This is a genomic window from Mesorhizobium sp. M7A.F.Ca.ET.027.02.1.1 (assembly GCF_004022985.1).
In the GTDB taxonomy this organism is placed as follows: Bacteria; Pseudomonadota; Alphaproteobacteria; order Rhizobiales; family Rhizobiaceae; genus Mesorhizobium.
In genome coordinates, this window is record NZ_RZOL01000031.1 from 1 (window position 1) to 15,660 (window position 15,660).

A 15,660-nucleotide genomic window follows, 5' to 3' on the forward strand; every position below is an offset into this window, starting at 1 on the left:
GTCATGTTCGGCGCTATCGAAGGTGACCGAGAAGGTCCTGAGGCCACCCGGCGCCATGCCCGCCGCCAGCGCCGATGTGATGGAGGAATCGAGGCCGCCAGAGAGATAGGCGCCGACTGGCACATCGGCGCGCATGCGGATCCGGGTCGCCTCCGTCAGGAGGGCGCGCAGTTCCTCGGCCGCGGCACGCTCGTCCCGGTGCCGGGGCGGCGCGTCCCGGTCGGGATACTCCAGACTCCAGTAGGGCCGCGTCGAGACGCTGCCTTCTTGCACGATCATCAGGCTTGCGGGTTCGAGTTCGTAGATATTGCGGAAGGCCGTGCGCGGCGCGATCGGGGCCCAGAGCGTGAAGATCTGGTCGAGTGCGACCGGATCAATCTCGGCCGCGACGTCCGGGGCCTGGAGGAGCGCCTTGATCTCCGAGGCGAAGTAAAGCCGTTCGCCCTGCCTTGTATAGAAGAGCGGCCGGACCCCCATGCGGTCGCGCGCCAGAACCATGCGGCGGCGGCGGCCGTCCCAGAGCGCAAAGGCGAAATCGCCATTGAGCGCGGAGACGCAATCCTCCCCCATCTCGTCATAGAGATGCAGGATCACTTCGGTGTCGCTGGCTGTCCGGAAATGGCGGCCTTTCGCGCGAAGCTGCTCGCGCAGTTCCACATAGTTGAAGATCTCGCCGTTGAAGGCGATCGTCAGATCGCCCGTCGCATCGGACATGGGCTGCTGGCCGTCCCCCAGGCCGACGATGGACAGCCGCGCATGGCCGAGGCCGGCCGCCTTTGTGGTGAAGAATCCCTGCTCATCGGGGCCGCGATGCGCAATGGCAGCCGTCATCCTTCCAAGGAGCGCCCTCCCATCCCGGACAGTGCCGAAATAACCGCTAAAACCGCACATGCCGAGATATTTCCAAGTCCACCAGCGCGGCTCGGACTATAGCCGCCAAAATACCGGTAGGTGTTAAACATCTGGGACTATTCATGAGAATGGTAAATTTTGAGCGGCCGCCGACGGCTGATTTCTTGCGTGAGCATTGGATCTGCCGCGAGATGAGGGCAATGACGCCCTTCGGCGACATAGTCGCCACTGACGGTCAGCTTGCTTCCGAGGCTGCCGGCGATGCCCACAGTCCCGGCATTGGTCAGCCCGACAATGGCTTGGGAAGTGCCGGCGAGATCGAGCGTCGCGCCCGCCGCGACCGAGAATTGCGAGGCGGAACTGAACGTGTTGGCCGCGCCTGCGGCGAGCGTGCCGCCATTGACCGAAGTGGCGCTGGCGAAAGCCGAGTTGTCCGAAGTCAGAACCACTGTCCCCAAGCCGTCCTTGACGAAATCGCCGTACCCGAGAGCGCGCCGGCATAGCTCACATTAGCTGTCAGGTCGAAGGTGAACGAGGCGCCCGCTCCGATCGAGACATCGCCGCCTAGCGCTCGGCCGCCGAGATGACGCCGCCTTGGTCGACGGTCCAGTCCAGCAGCGACGTGCCTGAAAGGGTCAGCGTGCCGGCGCCATCCTTCACCATCGCAAATGACTCCACATCAAGGGATGCATTGGGACGCACCGGCATAGGCCCCATCGATTTTATTGATCTTTTTGCCGTCTTTAAGAGGGCTGGTAGCGGGAGAGGGAAACGCCGATACTCTCCACAAGCTATTGTATTTAAACGTCTTTCTTTCCTGCAAAGGTACCAAGAAGGTACCGCCACTATGCACCATTGTTAGGCCGCGAGCCATCCATTTCTACGGATGAAAACGTCTGCTTGTCTGGATGGCAGCTTATTAGAATATGCTCGATGCGATCGAAGAAATGAGACCGGGCTTTCACGGACTCGTTGGGGATGAGGCCTTCGCTGCGTCTGGCTCTTCCAAAGCGCCAGCCATATCCAGCCAATAGCGGCGGTGCTCGTTGGTGAAGTAAATCTTTGTAGCCTTGCCCGAAATGGCATTGACCACAGATGCCACACCACCCTCTAGCCAGATACTGCCATCCGGATTGCATATTGCTTGTGGGACCCAAGCCGATTGTAGGGCAGCGGCTATCTGCACTCGGCTAAATTGAGTGCCGATCAGTTCGTGATTTACACGTGATAATATCAGTAGATTGCCGGCATGACGCAACCCGTTGGTTGACACCTTATCAGGGTGGTGCGCTTCAATTAGCATGCTCCGGTTCTCCGCGAATTCCACGTAGCTCCGCGCCGGAGCCAGCACCTCTGGGCTAAATTTTGCTAGTTCGATTTGGCAGTGAAAGGCGTAGTGCTTCGCCTTGAGTTCCCGCCTTTGCACGCTCTCAGCCGTCACTTCCGGTCGGCTAGATGCTAGCCTATCGCTTCTTTCGCGTTTCTCGCCACCTGACCCTGTATACAATGGGCCGGGCTTTGGCTGGTTGCGAGATAGATCGGGGCTGCCGCCAGGGTGCCTACGAGTAGCCTCAGCGACATCTTCGCTTCCGCTGTGATCTCTGCTTCCACTATGATCTTCGCTTCCCTTGTAGTCTTCGCTCTCGTCGTGGTCCTCATGAAAGTCCTGGGCATCTTCACGGCCCCTGTAGTCCCGGGTGCTGGTAGTCAAAGCCGCCTTCAAGATGGCGGGCATATATCGCGGCCGAGGATGCACAAAGATTAAATCGGCCATGGCTTTCATGAGCAGATCATCAGGATTGGCACCAGCATCAAGCCAAATCTCCTCGGGCAGAACTGCCCAGTGGTGGCGAGGGTGAAACGTTCGGCGTGCGATGCGAAATTCCGTTCGGAGGCCGGTGGCTATCGTGATCTTTTTGATTGCCGCCAAGCGCCGTTGGAACTGAGGCTCGATGAGTGACTGCGATACGTCAAGTTCCTGCAGCTGTTTGCGGAAACGCCGCCCGGCCGAGTTCGAGGTGAGCATGCGCGCTACCTCAAGGAAGCCACTGGGTGCCAGCGCAATCTGAGTGCCTGACGCTGACAGAGGACCTTTGGTAACGGCGGACAATGGCGGGATGCCCCATTCCCGGAGCTGGTCAGCAACCGGCGTAGAGCACGCCTGAACGCTATGGATCGCCAACAGCCTATCAAAGGGCGGCTTGGCTGTGCGGATCTCATCCGCGAGTGCGGGAAAGTCGTTCAGCAGTGCTATTCGCCTTGCTTCTGAAATCGTAAGCAACCTTATTCCAGATCCTGCTTCCACCGGGATGCAAGCCACCTCTGGCGGTTGCAAGCGCCAAGCTCCAACTCCTTGTTTGTGCGCGAGATGGCGAATTACTTGATCGAGGTGACGTCCCACGGTCTGTGGAGATTGCGCATTTAGCCATACGAAGAATGCGCGAGACGTATCGGGATCTGGTAGGCTCTTGATGACACCGGCTGATCGGTAAAGGTCTTGAGCGTCATCCGGTAGGCCGGCGGCGCTGATAACTCGCTTCCATTCGCCCCAGTAATCTCCCGCATTTCCTTTGAAAGCTAAATTGGCAGCAGCGTATAGCTCGCTGTCTACCGGGATGCATGGTGTCATGCGAAGCACGGCTGCAATGGCAGGATCGGACCCGGCAGTGGCAACCCGCAGGCGGGCAAGGAGATTTTGCGTTCGAGCGCCATCTTCTCTCAATGCATTCAACGCCATCAACGCCGTCGGTTTTGCCAGAGGGGGGAATAGGTCATCCAGAGAGATTTCGGAGCGCACAATGATGGCATCGTCCATTAGCTTCAAATGGGCAACATCCCACGTTTCGCGGACAAGTTCAGAGGTCCGCCGCAGTCGTCCAGTCCGGTCAAGTGCCAAGGTATCCGCGGTGATGGATCGTAGCGCCTGCGCCATGCGGCGGGAGCCGGATAGAACGGCAAGGCCAGCTTCAAATCTACCAAACTCATGCTGCTGGCTACTTGTGAGCGGACAGTCAGTGGGAAAGCTGGCGATCTGCCCCTTGTAATAGGCGGATATCTCATCAGGATTGGGCTCAGTTCGCAGTCGGATGGGGATCTTTTTAGCAGTCTTACAAAGGCGCGCTACCTCCCGGCTAGGCCGCTGAAGCTGCTCCCCAAATATGCGGCCCAACTCTGTTTCCGGTTGGCAAAGGCTTTCGAAAAGTTGCAGCGTGCCGTCTGTAGTGGGCCAGATCGGAAGCGCTTTTAAGAGGGGCCAGTCTGCTAGGACGATCTCATCCGCATGCTTCGTTATCCAGTCAAAAAAGCGCCGCCTGATAGTCAATGAACGTTCGGGCAAATTTCCTTCCGCCAGCATGTTGCGAAATGCGTAGTTTTGTAACTTCCAACCTTCCAATCTGAAGACCGCATGATTACGCAGATCAGGATGGATCACCGGTGGAAGTTCAACTCCCATGAGACCACTTGGGAGGGACACGCCACGCTTCAGCTTCGGAAAGGGGTGAAGGGAACCTTGACCGTCTGGCAAATGGATCCCTTGAGAGGAAGCGCGGTTTTTTTGCTCCGCCTTCGTCAATATGGGTAACAGTGCGTCGAGGTGCGCGGTTGCGACGTCCGCTTGGCCCAAAATTCTGCGCCACTCCCGCTCACTAGCCCACGGAAACCACTCGCCGTTTGGACCGCTGATGCGCTCAAGAACATGCTGCTCGTCAAAGCGAAGATGGTCAACCTTCCACCCTGTGCATACACCGTCCGCTAGCAGCCCCACAATCGGGCCTGGTGTCTTAGAGTCGAGAAGAATTGAAGTGGACGGACAAACGTGCGCGAGTGCAGATGCCCATGTCGAAGTTTCGGACCTGTATGTAGGAATAACCAGCCGGCGCTTCTTTGGCCATGCAATCGGATGACCTTTCCGATCGATAGCCGGAAGGGCGCGCGCCGCCAGAAGCTTTCCAACAATTGAGGTCAAGCGGGTCCTGTCGGTCAGACCCGCTACAAGTTGCAACCCGGTCGCACGGTGTCGCGGTAGAACTACGTCTTTAAGGACCGTCGCCGCTAAGTCGTCACAGGCGGCGATAAGAGCCTCATTCCAAGCCTTGGATTGCGGACCAAGCTCGTGTCTCTCAGTGTCGGACACAAAGGGACCTGAATAGTGAATCGCCGATCCAGTAGATGCTGAGGTGCCGTCACCCGGATAACCGACCGGATAACGCAATTTTCCGGTAGCTGGTCGCAGCCGTCCAGAGCCATCAACGTTCCATGCTGCTTCTATCACCAGCCCGGCGTTTGTGAACATGGGGTTGCTGCGCAACATGTACATATTCGCTTGAAAGAATCGGGGCTTTTGCTCAAATCCATCCGGCGCCCAGACCGAAAGCACCCCTTGCTCACGTGCTGCTACCTTTGTTTCGCTGGCGCCATTCGAGCGTAAGCATTCGCGAGTGAACACTATGTGGCCGCCTTCCCGTCGCGGACGCGACGAGCGGAATGAGAGCGTAACGGATCCCAACGTGTGATGGGTCAGTTCCAGAGTGTATGTTTCGAGAATGCTTGGCCTTACAATGCCGAGAAGACGTTGAGGGAGAGTGGCAACAGCCTCGCGGTAAATACTATCAACATGCGCGTCGTCGATTGAGGGAAAGGTGATTGCCTCGCCGTGCGGCGCAACAAAGGGCTTCCGACGGTACGCAACTTCGATCTGAGTACCCTGCGACGGCGCGCTTGGATCATCGCGAGGCGGAATACGGACCCCAGGATAGGCTGGTCTATCGTGCCCGTTCGCGAACAAGGTTTGTAAGATTTGCCTTCCGGCTGAGCGCACTAGGACATCATCGCCGAGGGTAAAGCACGCTTTTAGGCCGTGGTTCTTAATACCGAACAGTCCTACTTTGGCTTTAACAGTGTGCCCAGCGCCCTTGAGCTTGCGGAGTCTGTCCCAGCCCTCACTATCAACTGGTTCACCTCTACCTGTGCATACAAGCCGATCGGCCTCAAAACGTATCTCCGTTCTTGGCGACTTGGCGTCGAGTTCATTTACAATCAGCTCTACCAGCAGGTCATCACCGTGCAGGCCGTTTAAGAATTGCCAGAACTCAGGGGCCTGATCCGTCTCAAGAACGAATTGTTCGGCATCCGATTGATGGTGGGGCTCTGGCTGCATACTAAGCTCTCCCAAAAAAAGGCAGACTAGCCTTTTCTATTGGCGGACATACAGAAATTTGGAGCTTGGCCAAGCAGCCGCATGGTAGAGGTCGCCCAGAAAAACATCATGCGATGTCGACCGTGGCGACCACTTCGAGAGAGGCACGATCCATTCTTCCGTGCGCGAGAGTTCGAAAATAATGTGTCCTACACTTGCTGGCGCTGCTATTCATCCTCCGACCGTGGGCGGGAGAATTGGCCGTGAAAATCCTGAAAAGGATAAGATCTTAGATCGCCGTAGCTCGGATAGAGCGACAGAGCTATTTGATATATCACTAGTACAACGTCCAGAAAAAATTTGTTAAAATCGATATCAGTCTCAAGCTCATGTGCGTATTCGTTTCTTTGACGTTTCAATCTAATTAGTCTCTTTGCCGAAGCAGCAAGAACCCGTTCGTAGGGAACTCCAAAAGCTTTTACAAATCCTTTTCTTGCTTGCAGAACCTGTGTGCGGTCGGAGATGTTTGCGTCTCCATAGACCTTATTGTGCCAGGACTGCCTTGCGGTCAAACTGTTAGGTGACACGATGTGGGCGCAAGCGTCTCCGAACGCTTCCATGATTGTGAATACGTACGAAGCTGAGGCGGCGTCGAAAGGGTACCAATCGAGCTCCGCCGACAAGGTCTCAGGCGCAAGATCAACGTCATCAAGATAATCGGTACCCAAAAGCTGATCGTAGCGTTTCGAAAGCGACTTGCGTGACAGGATCAGGCCGGATCCGCGAACTGGATATCCACTCTCGTGCATGAGGACTTCGAGTTCGGATCGCCCCTGAAATTCTGTAGCCCTCCTCAAAACATATTTCGTTCCGTCGTGTGAAGCCTTAAACGTTAGCAGCGTTTTCATCGTTCGCTGCAGCGTGTAAGATATGTCTGATCGTTGCTCTTGATTTAGCCGCATGCTTCCGCCCCTCCGTAAAGACTGAGTTCTCCCAGCATCAAACCAAGTGCCGACCCGTGATCGAATAGTTTGCCCAGTAACATTAGCTGGCCCGGTGCCGAAGATTTGCCTCATCGCCACTCAGCTAGGCAAGCGGCGAGAAGTTCGGACAAAGTGAAAACGGTCCAAATAGGCTCAATTCGCGTTTGTCGGAAGATCATTCGTGGGAGAGGGAACGATATCTCTCTGAAATCGAGGTTGATCTTCAACGCTTTTTTCTTTTACATGATACAATCGCATACCCAAGCCCAGCCTCTTTCAATCCCAGTCGGTCGCGATGGCTTCTGCTTGACGCACCACTAAATCGACCGCTGCTTTCTGCAGATCAGGAGGGTATCCGTATCGGGCGAGCAGCTTTCTAACCTCGATGCGCATCTTGGCGCGGACACCCTCCTTCCGCGTCCAGTCGATGGTCGCCGACTCACGGATCGTTTGAACCAGCAACCGCGCCAGCGTGCGTAGTGTCTCATGAGCCATTAGCTCGCGGGCGGACCCGTTGTCGGCGAGCGCTTCGTAGAAGGCGACCTCTTCCTGAGATAGCCCTAGCTCAGCGGCGCGTGTCGCGTTAGCGCGTATGTCATTTGCAAGCGCGATCAGCTCCTCAATGACCTGCACACTGTCAACGGCGCGATTGTGGTACTTGCGTAACGTCTCATCGAGACGATCGCTCAACTTCTGTGAATGGACGATGTTGGTTCTGGCATGCACCTTGATTTCGTCGGCTAGCAGGCGGCGTAGCGTCTCGACAGCGAGGTTCTTTTGCGTGGTGCCGCGCACCTCGGCAAGGAACTCGTCGGAGAATATGGATAGGTCTGGCTGATCCAAGCCAGCTGACCTGAACACATCGAGGATGCCATCCGCCATCACCGCCTTTGAAAGCAGTTGGCGTATGTCCCGTTCCACCGTGGCGCGGCTATGCCCTGTGCCTGTGGTGTATTTGGCCAAATTCGCTCGCAACGCCGCGATCATCGCAATCTCGTGCGCGCGACCCTCGACCCGGTCATCGCCCGCACTGATGGCATATGCGACCTCTAACTTGAGGCCGATCTCGACGAAGGCGTCACGCTTACCCGTCGCCAACAGGTGTTCGATGCACTGTTTCAAGATCGTCAGTCGAGTGGTAGGGGGCGCGGCAAAGAAACCTTTCCATGTGACCCCGTCCAACAGCGCCAGCGCGCTTTCGAGGAGCGTAAGTGTCTGGCGGGCCGCTTCGCCAGGGTCCATCCGAACTTGATCGCGGTCGCCCTGTGTGTACTTCTGTAAAGCCGCCTTGAGTTCGGCTCCGATCCCCAGATAGTCGACAACCAGCCCGCCGGGCTTGTCCCCCCAGACTCTGTTGACACGTGCAATCGCCTGCATGAGGCCATGGCCACGCATAGGCTTATCAACGTAGAGTGTGTGGAGGGATGGCGCATCGAACCCGGTGAGCCACATGTCGCGCACGATCACCAGATCGAAGCCCGACTGGGGGTCCTTGAACCGTGTTGCTAGTGCCTCAAGGCGAGATTTGGTACGCAAGTGGGGCTGTAGTGCCTGAGGGTCGTCGGACCGGTTGCCGGTGATCACCACCTTGATAAATCCCCCCTTATCGTCTGTGGGGTCGGCTGCAACCCATCCCGGCCTCAGCTTGACGATCTCTTCGTATAGCATTACGGCGACGCGTCGGCTCACCGTGACGATCATGCCCTTGCCACCCGCCATGGCTTCGCGGCGGGCATCGAAGTGGCTCACCACATCCGCCGCGACCTGTGCGACGCGTTCAGGTGACCCGAGCACCTCCTCGAAGCGGGCGAGCTTTCCCTTGATGCGCTCAACGGCAGCGTCATCGCCCTCCGCCAATTCCTCGGCCAGACTGTCGAGCTGAGTACGCTCCTCGTCACTTAGCTCCAGATGCAGACGGGCGAGGCGCGCCGTATAGTGGATCGGGACAGTGGCTTTGTCCTGTACCGCGCGGGTCATGTCGTATGTGTCGATAACCTCACCGAAGGTCCCGTACGTATGACGGTCTCGTTCTTCGATAGGGGTCCCAGTGAAGCCTACGACGGTCGCCTGAGGAAGTGCCTGCCTTAGGTAATCGGCAAAGCCTACAGCCTCTCGGATACCGCCTTCGTGTTCAACGTAACGCTTCTTGACGCCGTATTGACTGCGATGGGCCTCGTCAGCGATGACGATCACGTTGCTGCGGTCGGTGAGGAGAGGGTGCAAACCGTCTTCACCACGGAACCGCTGGATGGTCGTAAAAACCAGGCCACCTATGTCCACGGCCAGCAGCAGCCGCATTTGCGCAGCTGTCTCGGCCTGTCGAGCTGTGCCACGCAGAGCCGCGCCGTGATCGGAGAACGTGCCGAATAGTTGGTCGTCGAGGTCATTGCGGTCAGTTACCAACACAATGGTCGGGTTCTTCAACTCCTTAGCGAGCTGGAGTTGGCGCACGAAGAAAAGCATTGTTAGTGACTTGCCCGACCCTTGTGTATGCCACACCACGCCACCCTTGCGGGTGCCTGATTGCGAAGCGGTGATCGTCGACGCCAATGCCTTCTTGACCGCGTGAAACTGGTGATAACCTGCGAGCTTCTTAGACTTGACCGTTCCGTCCTTGACCTCAAAGGCGACGAAGTCGGTGATTAGGTCAATGAACCGCTCTGGCGCGAATACGCCACGAATGAGTACCTCCAGCTCCGAGCGGCCCGCATCCTCATAGTCGGTGCCGTTGATTGTCCGCCATGGGGCGAACCGGTCCAGTCCGGCAGTCAGTGATCCGACACGTGCATTGCTGCCATCGCTGATTACAAGCACCTGGTTGGTACGCATCAACTCCGGGGCCTTTGTCCTGTAGGTCGTGAGTTGATTATGTGCCTTTTCCAGCGTGGCCGTCGCGTCGGACGGGCTCTTCAGTTCCAATACAGCCAGCGGCAGGCCGTTGACGAAAGCCGTTACGTCCGCGCGAACAGTGGCCCGCTGACCCTTCACAATGAACTGGTTGGCAACCAGCAGGCGATTGGCGCGTGGGTCATCCTGATCGACAATGCGGATGCCAACCGTGCGGGTAGTGCCCTTCTCGTTGATCTCGACCGGCACGCCGCTGACGAGAAAGGGATGGAACAGCCGGTTATTCTCGGTCAGGTCTTGGCTCTGTGACGCCTTGATCTTGAGAACCGCCGCGTTGACCATGTCGGCAGTCGCCTCCGGGTTCAGCGACGCGATAGCGCTGCGAAGCTCAGGCTCAAGGATCGCCTCGCGATAATCGGCGCGCGCTCCCATCGGGCCATCCGGCGCGAGATAGTCGCCGGGTACACTTTTCCAGCCTATCAGCTCGAACCACGAGAGCGCCGCCAGTTCCACGGCCTCCTCGGCGAGTTCCAGGCGGGGAGTGTCTGCGGCAACAGCATAGGTTTCGCTCATGCTGCCTCCGCGCGACCAAGGACGAAGCGGGCGCGCTCGCGGCGCAGCATCTCGTAGGGGCTAACGCAGGGGATAGTAAGCCCAATGCAGGCGTTGGGTATCTTGATCTTCCGGATCGAGTCCGACGGCACCTCATGCGTCACAACGATGCAACGATGCGCAAGGGCATGCGCCACCAGCCAATAGTCGGCGACCTGAAGGAAAGTCGCTATAGCGGCGCGTTCGTAGGTCTGCCCTGTCGCCCATGTGCTGACACGAGATAGCGCAGGCACAACACTATCATCGGGTGACAGGAAGAAAGCATCGCCACGCGCCTTCGCCCAGCCAGCGAGGTCATCCCCGCCAGCAACCAACTCGTCGGCCACCTTGTCGATGCTGGCGACCACACCGGCCGCATTCTGGGTGATGAGCCATTGCCAGAACGCGGGGCAGAAATCGAACCCATAGTGCAGGTTGCGCGCCTGAATGAAGATGTTGGTGTCGAGGAGGTAACGGGTCACAGCATCGCTCCCACGTCGCGTCCAATAGTGTTAAAGGTCTCGGTCTTGCTGACGCCCAGCATGCGGAAGGCATCGCGGTAGAGTGTCTGGCCTTCGAGCGTACTCTCGACCAGCGCGCGTGCGAAGCGCTTGCCGACGCGGGAGAGCGTGGTGCGGTAGAAGTCGCCCCCGCTGGAGCCCGCAGCCTCGGTCAGCGCGCGCAGGCGCTCGCGCTCCATTGCCCAGACGTGCCCGAAGGCGTCGCGAGAGATAGAACCCGCATCAAAAAGCCGCCGCAGGATCACTAGTGTGCTGACCTTGAACTGCCGCGCCAGACGCTGCATCGCTGCGTCAATGGGCTCGTCGGGCCGCAAAGTGGCGCGAACCGCAGCCAGCGGCACGAGCAGTTCCGCCGCGACGGCGTTGCACCACACCTCCTCGCGGCGATGTCCGCTCAATGTGGCGGCGGTTGCATCGGATAGAGCAGAGGTTCCGAGCCAGATGTGAGCCAGCTCGTGGGCAAGTGTGAACATCTGGCCGGACTTGCTATCTGCCCCATTAATAAAAACGAGTGGCGCGCGGCTGTCGGCCAGGGCGAAGCCCCGGAACTCTTGCGGATCGAGCGCGCGATGCGTGTTGGAGAGGACGATGCCGCTCACCATAACAAGCACGCCGAGTTTCTCGGCTTGCCCTATGAAAAGCCGCAACGCCTCCTCCCATGTCCGGCAGGCCGCACGGGCCGTGAGGTCAAACCCCAGTCGCTGACCCATGGAAGCCGCGACTTCTTCGGGGCGCTGGTCGAGATTGGCGCTCGCCACGAAATCGATCTCAGGCATTCGGCCGGCGAGCGAGAATTCACGATACCACCCCTGCCGCTCCTGGCAGGCATAAAGCATGTCGATGAGGTTGGGGCTGGCTCGACGAATGCCGCGCCCGTCATGGGTGCGGAAGTCGGGAATGGGCAGCGGCTCGTCCGGTGGAGTGGCGAGGAAGAGATAGCCGACCGGCACATGCACAGCGCGCGCAAAGCTCTCAATCTGCTTCAGTGTAGGCAGTGCTGTCTCGGACTCCCATTCAGGCAAGCGCGGGAAGCGGTCCGCCAAATCGTCAACCGTCATCACCCCTGCGCGCTCGCGGGCCCAGCGCAAGAGTTCAGGTCTGACGGCGACGCGCGTCATGCTGCGACCTCGTTGTCCGCAGGCTGGTCTACGTTGCGTTCGGCTTCCCAGTCGATGCGGGCACCGTCGTAGGCGGTCTCGTCGAGGCGAAACAAGACCAAACTGGGGTCGAAGGTCGAACCGACGATCTCAACCTGATCATACTCTATATCGAGATAGGCGTTGAAGTCGGGGAAGTCATCATAGCTAGGACGCGCCGGCTCTTCCGCCTGATTGGCGCCACGGCTCCAAGCGACATCGAACAAGAATGCCACGAGGCTGTCGCAGAGGCCGCCCAGCATCAGCGCGTGCTGACGCTGCAGTGTGCCCCAGTCCAGCGAGCCGCCATGGCGCATATTGGGAATGTTGCTTAGCTCCGCTAGCGCATGGGCGGTGCCGTTAATGCTGCCAAGCAGCCGCTTCAGCGTCTCATTGATCTTCTCGGCGTCGGGATGATCCGTTATGGAGAAGTCCATCGCATTGATCACCGCCCGCATGCGCTGATGGAATTGGTCATCCTTGCCGAACACGACACCAAGCCGAGGTGCAATGGTGCTGTGGGCTGCCTCGAACAAGCCACGGACACTCTGGAGGCAGAATGCGGGCTCGCTCTCTATGCTGCGCTCCAACGCAGTGACATGAATGCGCAGAGGCTCGGCCCGGTCGGGGTGGGCGTCTAGCAACCCGCGCAGCATCTGGAGCGCGTAAGGCATGGTCAAGCCGCCTCGACCGTTTTCTTAGCGTCCTTGATGCGGAGTTCGCCGGAGAAGAGGTTGGCGAGGAGTATGTTGCGCAGATCGCGAAGTTCGGCGCTTTCTGAGCGGGCAGCTTCGATCCGGTCTATCAGCGTTGCGGTAGTCTTTTGGAAAGCACTGAGCACCTCTTCCGTGGGCAAACAGCACGGCGTCTCGGCCACCATGTTTGGACGAACAGCTGGATAGGCTCCGCCATCCGCCAATGCTGCAAGCGCGTCAATGTTCTCGCCGGAGGTGGCAGCAAGGTAGACAAACTCCCGAAGTTGTTGGCTCTTCGGTCGAAGTACGGCAAAGCCAGTGCTGCCTATCATGCCATCGGACGCGATCAGCGCATACGAGCCGTTCCCAGGCCTGACGGTGCCGACGATTGTATCGCCTCGTCGGAGGACACGCTGAGCACGACTCGGGGCATCGTCTGGGGTGAAGTGTTGGATGTCTTCGATGACTCCCCACTTCGTGTTTGCGAGATCGACATAAGCGATCTCGCCTTGTCTTGCTGTGGACCCTCGGCTCTCGGGGTTAAGATCAGCGGCATCGGCAAGTGTCCCATCCTGCCACCCCTCGGGCAGGCCATCATCACCGAAACGGCGGGGGAATAGGGCTTCGGTGGCGTTTGGCAAGCCCGAACTACGCGCTTCGACCTTGGCGCGAACGGGGCCGAAATCCACAAACCAGTTCTTGAACAGCGCCCGCGCTATTTCCTCCAAAGTCGCTGCCATACATCGATTCGACTCGATCTTGTCGTCAACCGCATCGAGCAGTGCGACAATTTCTCGAGTCTCCGGCGAAGGAGGTGGAACCGGATACTTTAGAAAATCGATGCGGCTTAGAGCGACAACAGCGCTTCCCACGGCGCGCTCGGCACAATAGTCGCGATACTGCGGTGTGCGAAGCACCCAGTGTAGGAAGCTAACGTCCGCAGGAACTGCACTCCGAAAGACTAACTTCACAGTATCTTGGGTGATGCGACCGGACGGAACAGAAGGTGGCACGCGAGCCACCGAGCCGATCATTTTCCCGTCCTTCGTCGCGCCTTTTAGAGATGCGTAGAGGTCACCAGGAAACAGGGTAAGCTCTGGCGGGCAGTCGCCGCCGTAGGTTTGAAAGTCTTCAGTTCGGAAGCCTCCACCAGGAACGATTGATCCAAGTCCTAGGAGAGCAGGCCCCGGTTTACCGACTAGTGCACCCTTATATGTGGTCCCACGAACGAGAGTCACGTAATCACCCACCACGGTGCGGGTGTCATCGGTCGGCATAGCCGAGCCTCCGTAAATCGGCGGCGATAGTAGCATCCAGTTTCGCAGATGAAACTTGCTGCTGCAGCAACTGCTTCGTCAACCGAGCCATCTTGGCGTCGAAGGCTTCGTCGTCTGCCTCGGCTTCTTCGGTTCCGACATATCGCCCTGGCGTCAACACGAAGCCCTGTGCCGCTACCTCATCGATGCTGGCGGCCCTGGAGAAGCCGGACACATCCGCATAGCCGGCTCCGGCCTCACGCCATACGTGATAGGTGTCGGCAACCTTGGCTACGTCCTCGTCAGATAGTTGCTTCATTGTGCGCGAGACCATAGTGCCAAGTCCACGCGCATCAATGAATAGTACTTCAGAAGTCCGGTCTCGCAGCGTCTTGTCGCGGGAAAGGCCGTTCGACTTGTCGCGGGTGAGGAACCAGAGGCAGACTGGGATTTGCGTGGTGGAGAAGAGCTGCCCCGGTAGCGAGACAATGCAGTCAACGAGGTTCGCCTCGATCATCGCCCGCCGGATGTCACCCTCGCCAGACTGCTGGCTGGAGAGCGAGCCATTAGCCAGCACTACCCCGGCATATCCATCCGGCGCGAGGTGGTAGATGATGTGCTGGAGCCAGGCGAAATTGGCATTGCCGGCTGGCGGCACGCCATAGCGCCACCGGGTGTCACCTTTGAGCTTGTCGCCGCCCCAGTCGCTGTCATTGAAGGGCGGGTTGGCGAGCACATATTTCGCCATGAGGCCTTTGTGTAGGTCCTCGTGGAAAGTGTCCCCCCATTTTGAACCGAGGTTGGCCTCGATGCCCCGAATGGCGAGGTTCATCTTTGCGAGTCGCCATGTGGTGGCGTTCGACTCCTGCCCGTATACCGCGATCTGGTCGCGCGCCTTCTTGGGGTCGACGTTTTTCCCTGCGTGCTCCTCAACGAAACGCTCGGACTGCACGAACATCCCTCCAGACCCACAGCACGGATCGTAGACCCGGCCCCTGAAGGGCTCCAACATGGCGACGAGCAGCTTCACCACGCAGCCCGCCGTGTAGTACTGCCCGCCGCGTTTTCCCTCCAGTTTTGCAAACTCGCCTAGGAAATACTCGTAGACGCGGCCCAGTACGTCCTGACCATGATGCGCATCCTCGAACTTGATGTCCGAGAAGAGCTTCAGAACCTCACCGAGTTTGGTTTGGTCCAGTTCCTGCCGGGCATAGTTCTTGGTCAGCACCCCCTTGAGAGTCGGGTTCTCCGCCTCGATGGCGATCATGGCCTGATCGATCAATTCGCCTATAGTCGGCTTGGTGCCGGTTGCGTTCTCTTTGAGAAAGGTCCAGCGCGCACGTTCGGGCACAAAAAAGATGCCCGCGCCTATGATCAGATCGCGTGCGGCATCCGGATCGTCGAGGAGAAACGCTTCCTCCGGGTTCGCTTTGACCTCAGAAATGCGGGCGTCGAACCGGTCGGAGATGTACTTCAGAAAGATCAGCCCGAGTGCGACATGCTTATACTCGGCGGCATCCATGTTGCCGCGTAGCTTGTCCGCGGCCGCGAATAGGGTTTTTCCAATCGCAGAGTCGGTAGGAGCTACCTTGGCGACAACATCCTTACTTCCCGGTTTTCTCCCTCGTGGCAAAATCGCTCC

General features: G+C 58.4%; 9 protein-coding genes and 1 pseudogene. All 10 read right to left on the bottom strand.

Going from position 1 to position 15,660, the window contains the following annotated elements:
* Positions 1-891: asparagine synthase (glutamine-hydrolyzing) (asnB, locus tag EN749_RS05965; protein WP_128362734.1), on the bottom strand; the 891-nt coding region annotated here is incomplete at its 3' end.
* Positions 892-968: 77 nt separating this feature from the next.
* A pseudogene (locus EN749_RS05970) lies at positions 969-1,313 on the bottom strand (hypothetical protein); the annotation flags it as partial.
* A 500-nt stretch (positions 1,314-1,813) separates the two neighbouring features.
* Positions 1,814-6,010, bottom strand: a complete 4,197-nt coding sequence (locus EN749_RS05975) for a hypothetical protein (protein WP_128362736.1) — start codon at positions 6,008-6,010, stop codon at positions 1,814-1,816.
* 206 nt (positions 6,011-6,216) lie between these two features.
* Positions 6,217-6,897 carry a hypothetical protein gene (locus EN749_RS05980; protein ID WP_128362737.1) on the bottom strand — a complete coding sequence of 227 codons (681 nt, stop codon included), beginning with the start codon at positions 6,895-6,897 and terminating at the stop codon, positions 6,217-6,219.
* A gap of 351 nt (positions 6,898-7,248) precedes the next feature.
* Entirely contained in the window at positions 7,249-10,392 is a 3,144-nt protein-coding gene (locus EN749_RS05985; RefSeq protein ID WP_128362738.1) for a type I restriction endonuclease subunit R, read from the bottom strand.
* A complete protein-coding gene (locus EN749_RS05990) occupies positions 10,389-10,892 on the bottom strand; it encodes a DUF4411 family protein (RefSeq protein ID WP_128362739.1) in 504 nt (167 codons plus the stop codon). Before EN749_RS05990 ends, EN749_RS05985 begins: the two co-directional genes overlap by 4 nt.
* The gene (locus EN749_RS05995; RefSeq protein WP_128362740.1) at positions 10,889-12,049 is read right to left on the bottom strand and encodes an ImmA/IrrE family metallo-endopeptidase; all 1,161 of its coding nucleotides are present in this window, start codon (positions 12,047-12,049) and stop codon (positions 10,889-10,891) included. Before EN749_RS05995 ends, EN749_RS05990 begins: the two co-directional genes overlap by 4 nt.
* Positions 12,046-12,741 (bottom strand): abortive infection family protein, encoded by a 696-nt coding sequence (locus EN749_RS06000; RefSeq protein ID WP_128362741.1) that lies wholly within the window; start codon positions 12,739-12,741, stop codon positions 12,046-12,048. Before EN749_RS06000 ends, EN749_RS05995 begins: the two co-directional genes overlap by 4 nt.
* A gap of 2 nt (positions 12,742-12,743) precedes the next feature.
* Positions 12,744-14,039, bottom strand: coding sequence for a restriction endonuclease subunit S (locus tag EN749_RS06005; RefSeq protein WP_128362742.1), 1,296 nt, complete (start codon positions 14,037-14,039; stop codon positions 12,744-12,746).
* Positions 14,026-15,585 (bottom strand): class I SAM-dependent DNA methyltransferase, encoded by a 1,560-nt coding sequence (locus EN749_RS06010; protein ID WP_281061872.1) that lies wholly within the window; start codon positions 15,583-15,585, stop codon positions 14,026-14,028. Before EN749_RS06010 ends, EN749_RS06005 begins: the two co-directional genes overlap by 14 nt.
* Positions 15,586-15,660 lie beyond the last annotated feature (75 nt).

Bases quoted from the DNA above. Each gene is read 5' to 3' on its own strand.
- EN749_RS05975 (WP_128362736.1), bottom strand. From the start codon at position 6,010: ATGCAGCCAGAGCCCCACCATCAATCGGATGCCGAACAATTCGTTCTT.
- EN749_RS05980 (WP_128362737.1), bottom strand. From the start codon at position 6,897: ATGAAAACGCTGCTAACGTTTAAGGCTTCACACGACGGAACGAAATAT.
- EN749_RS05985 (WP_128362738.1), bottom strand. From the start codon at position 10,392: ATGAGCGAAACCTATGCTGTTGCCGCAGACACTCCCCGCCTGGAACTC.
- EN749_RS05995 (WP_128362740.1), bottom strand. From the start codon at position 12,049: ATGACGCGCGTCGCCGTCAGACCTGAACTCTTGCGCTGGGCCCGCGAG.
- EN749_RS06000 (WP_128362741.1), bottom strand. From the start codon at position 12,741: ATGCCTTACGCGCTCCAGATGCTGCGCGGGTTGCTAGACGCCCACCCC.
- EN749_RS06005 (WP_128362742.1), bottom strand. From the start codon at position 14,039: ATGCCGACCGATGACACCCGCACCGTGGTGGGTGATTACGTGACTCTC.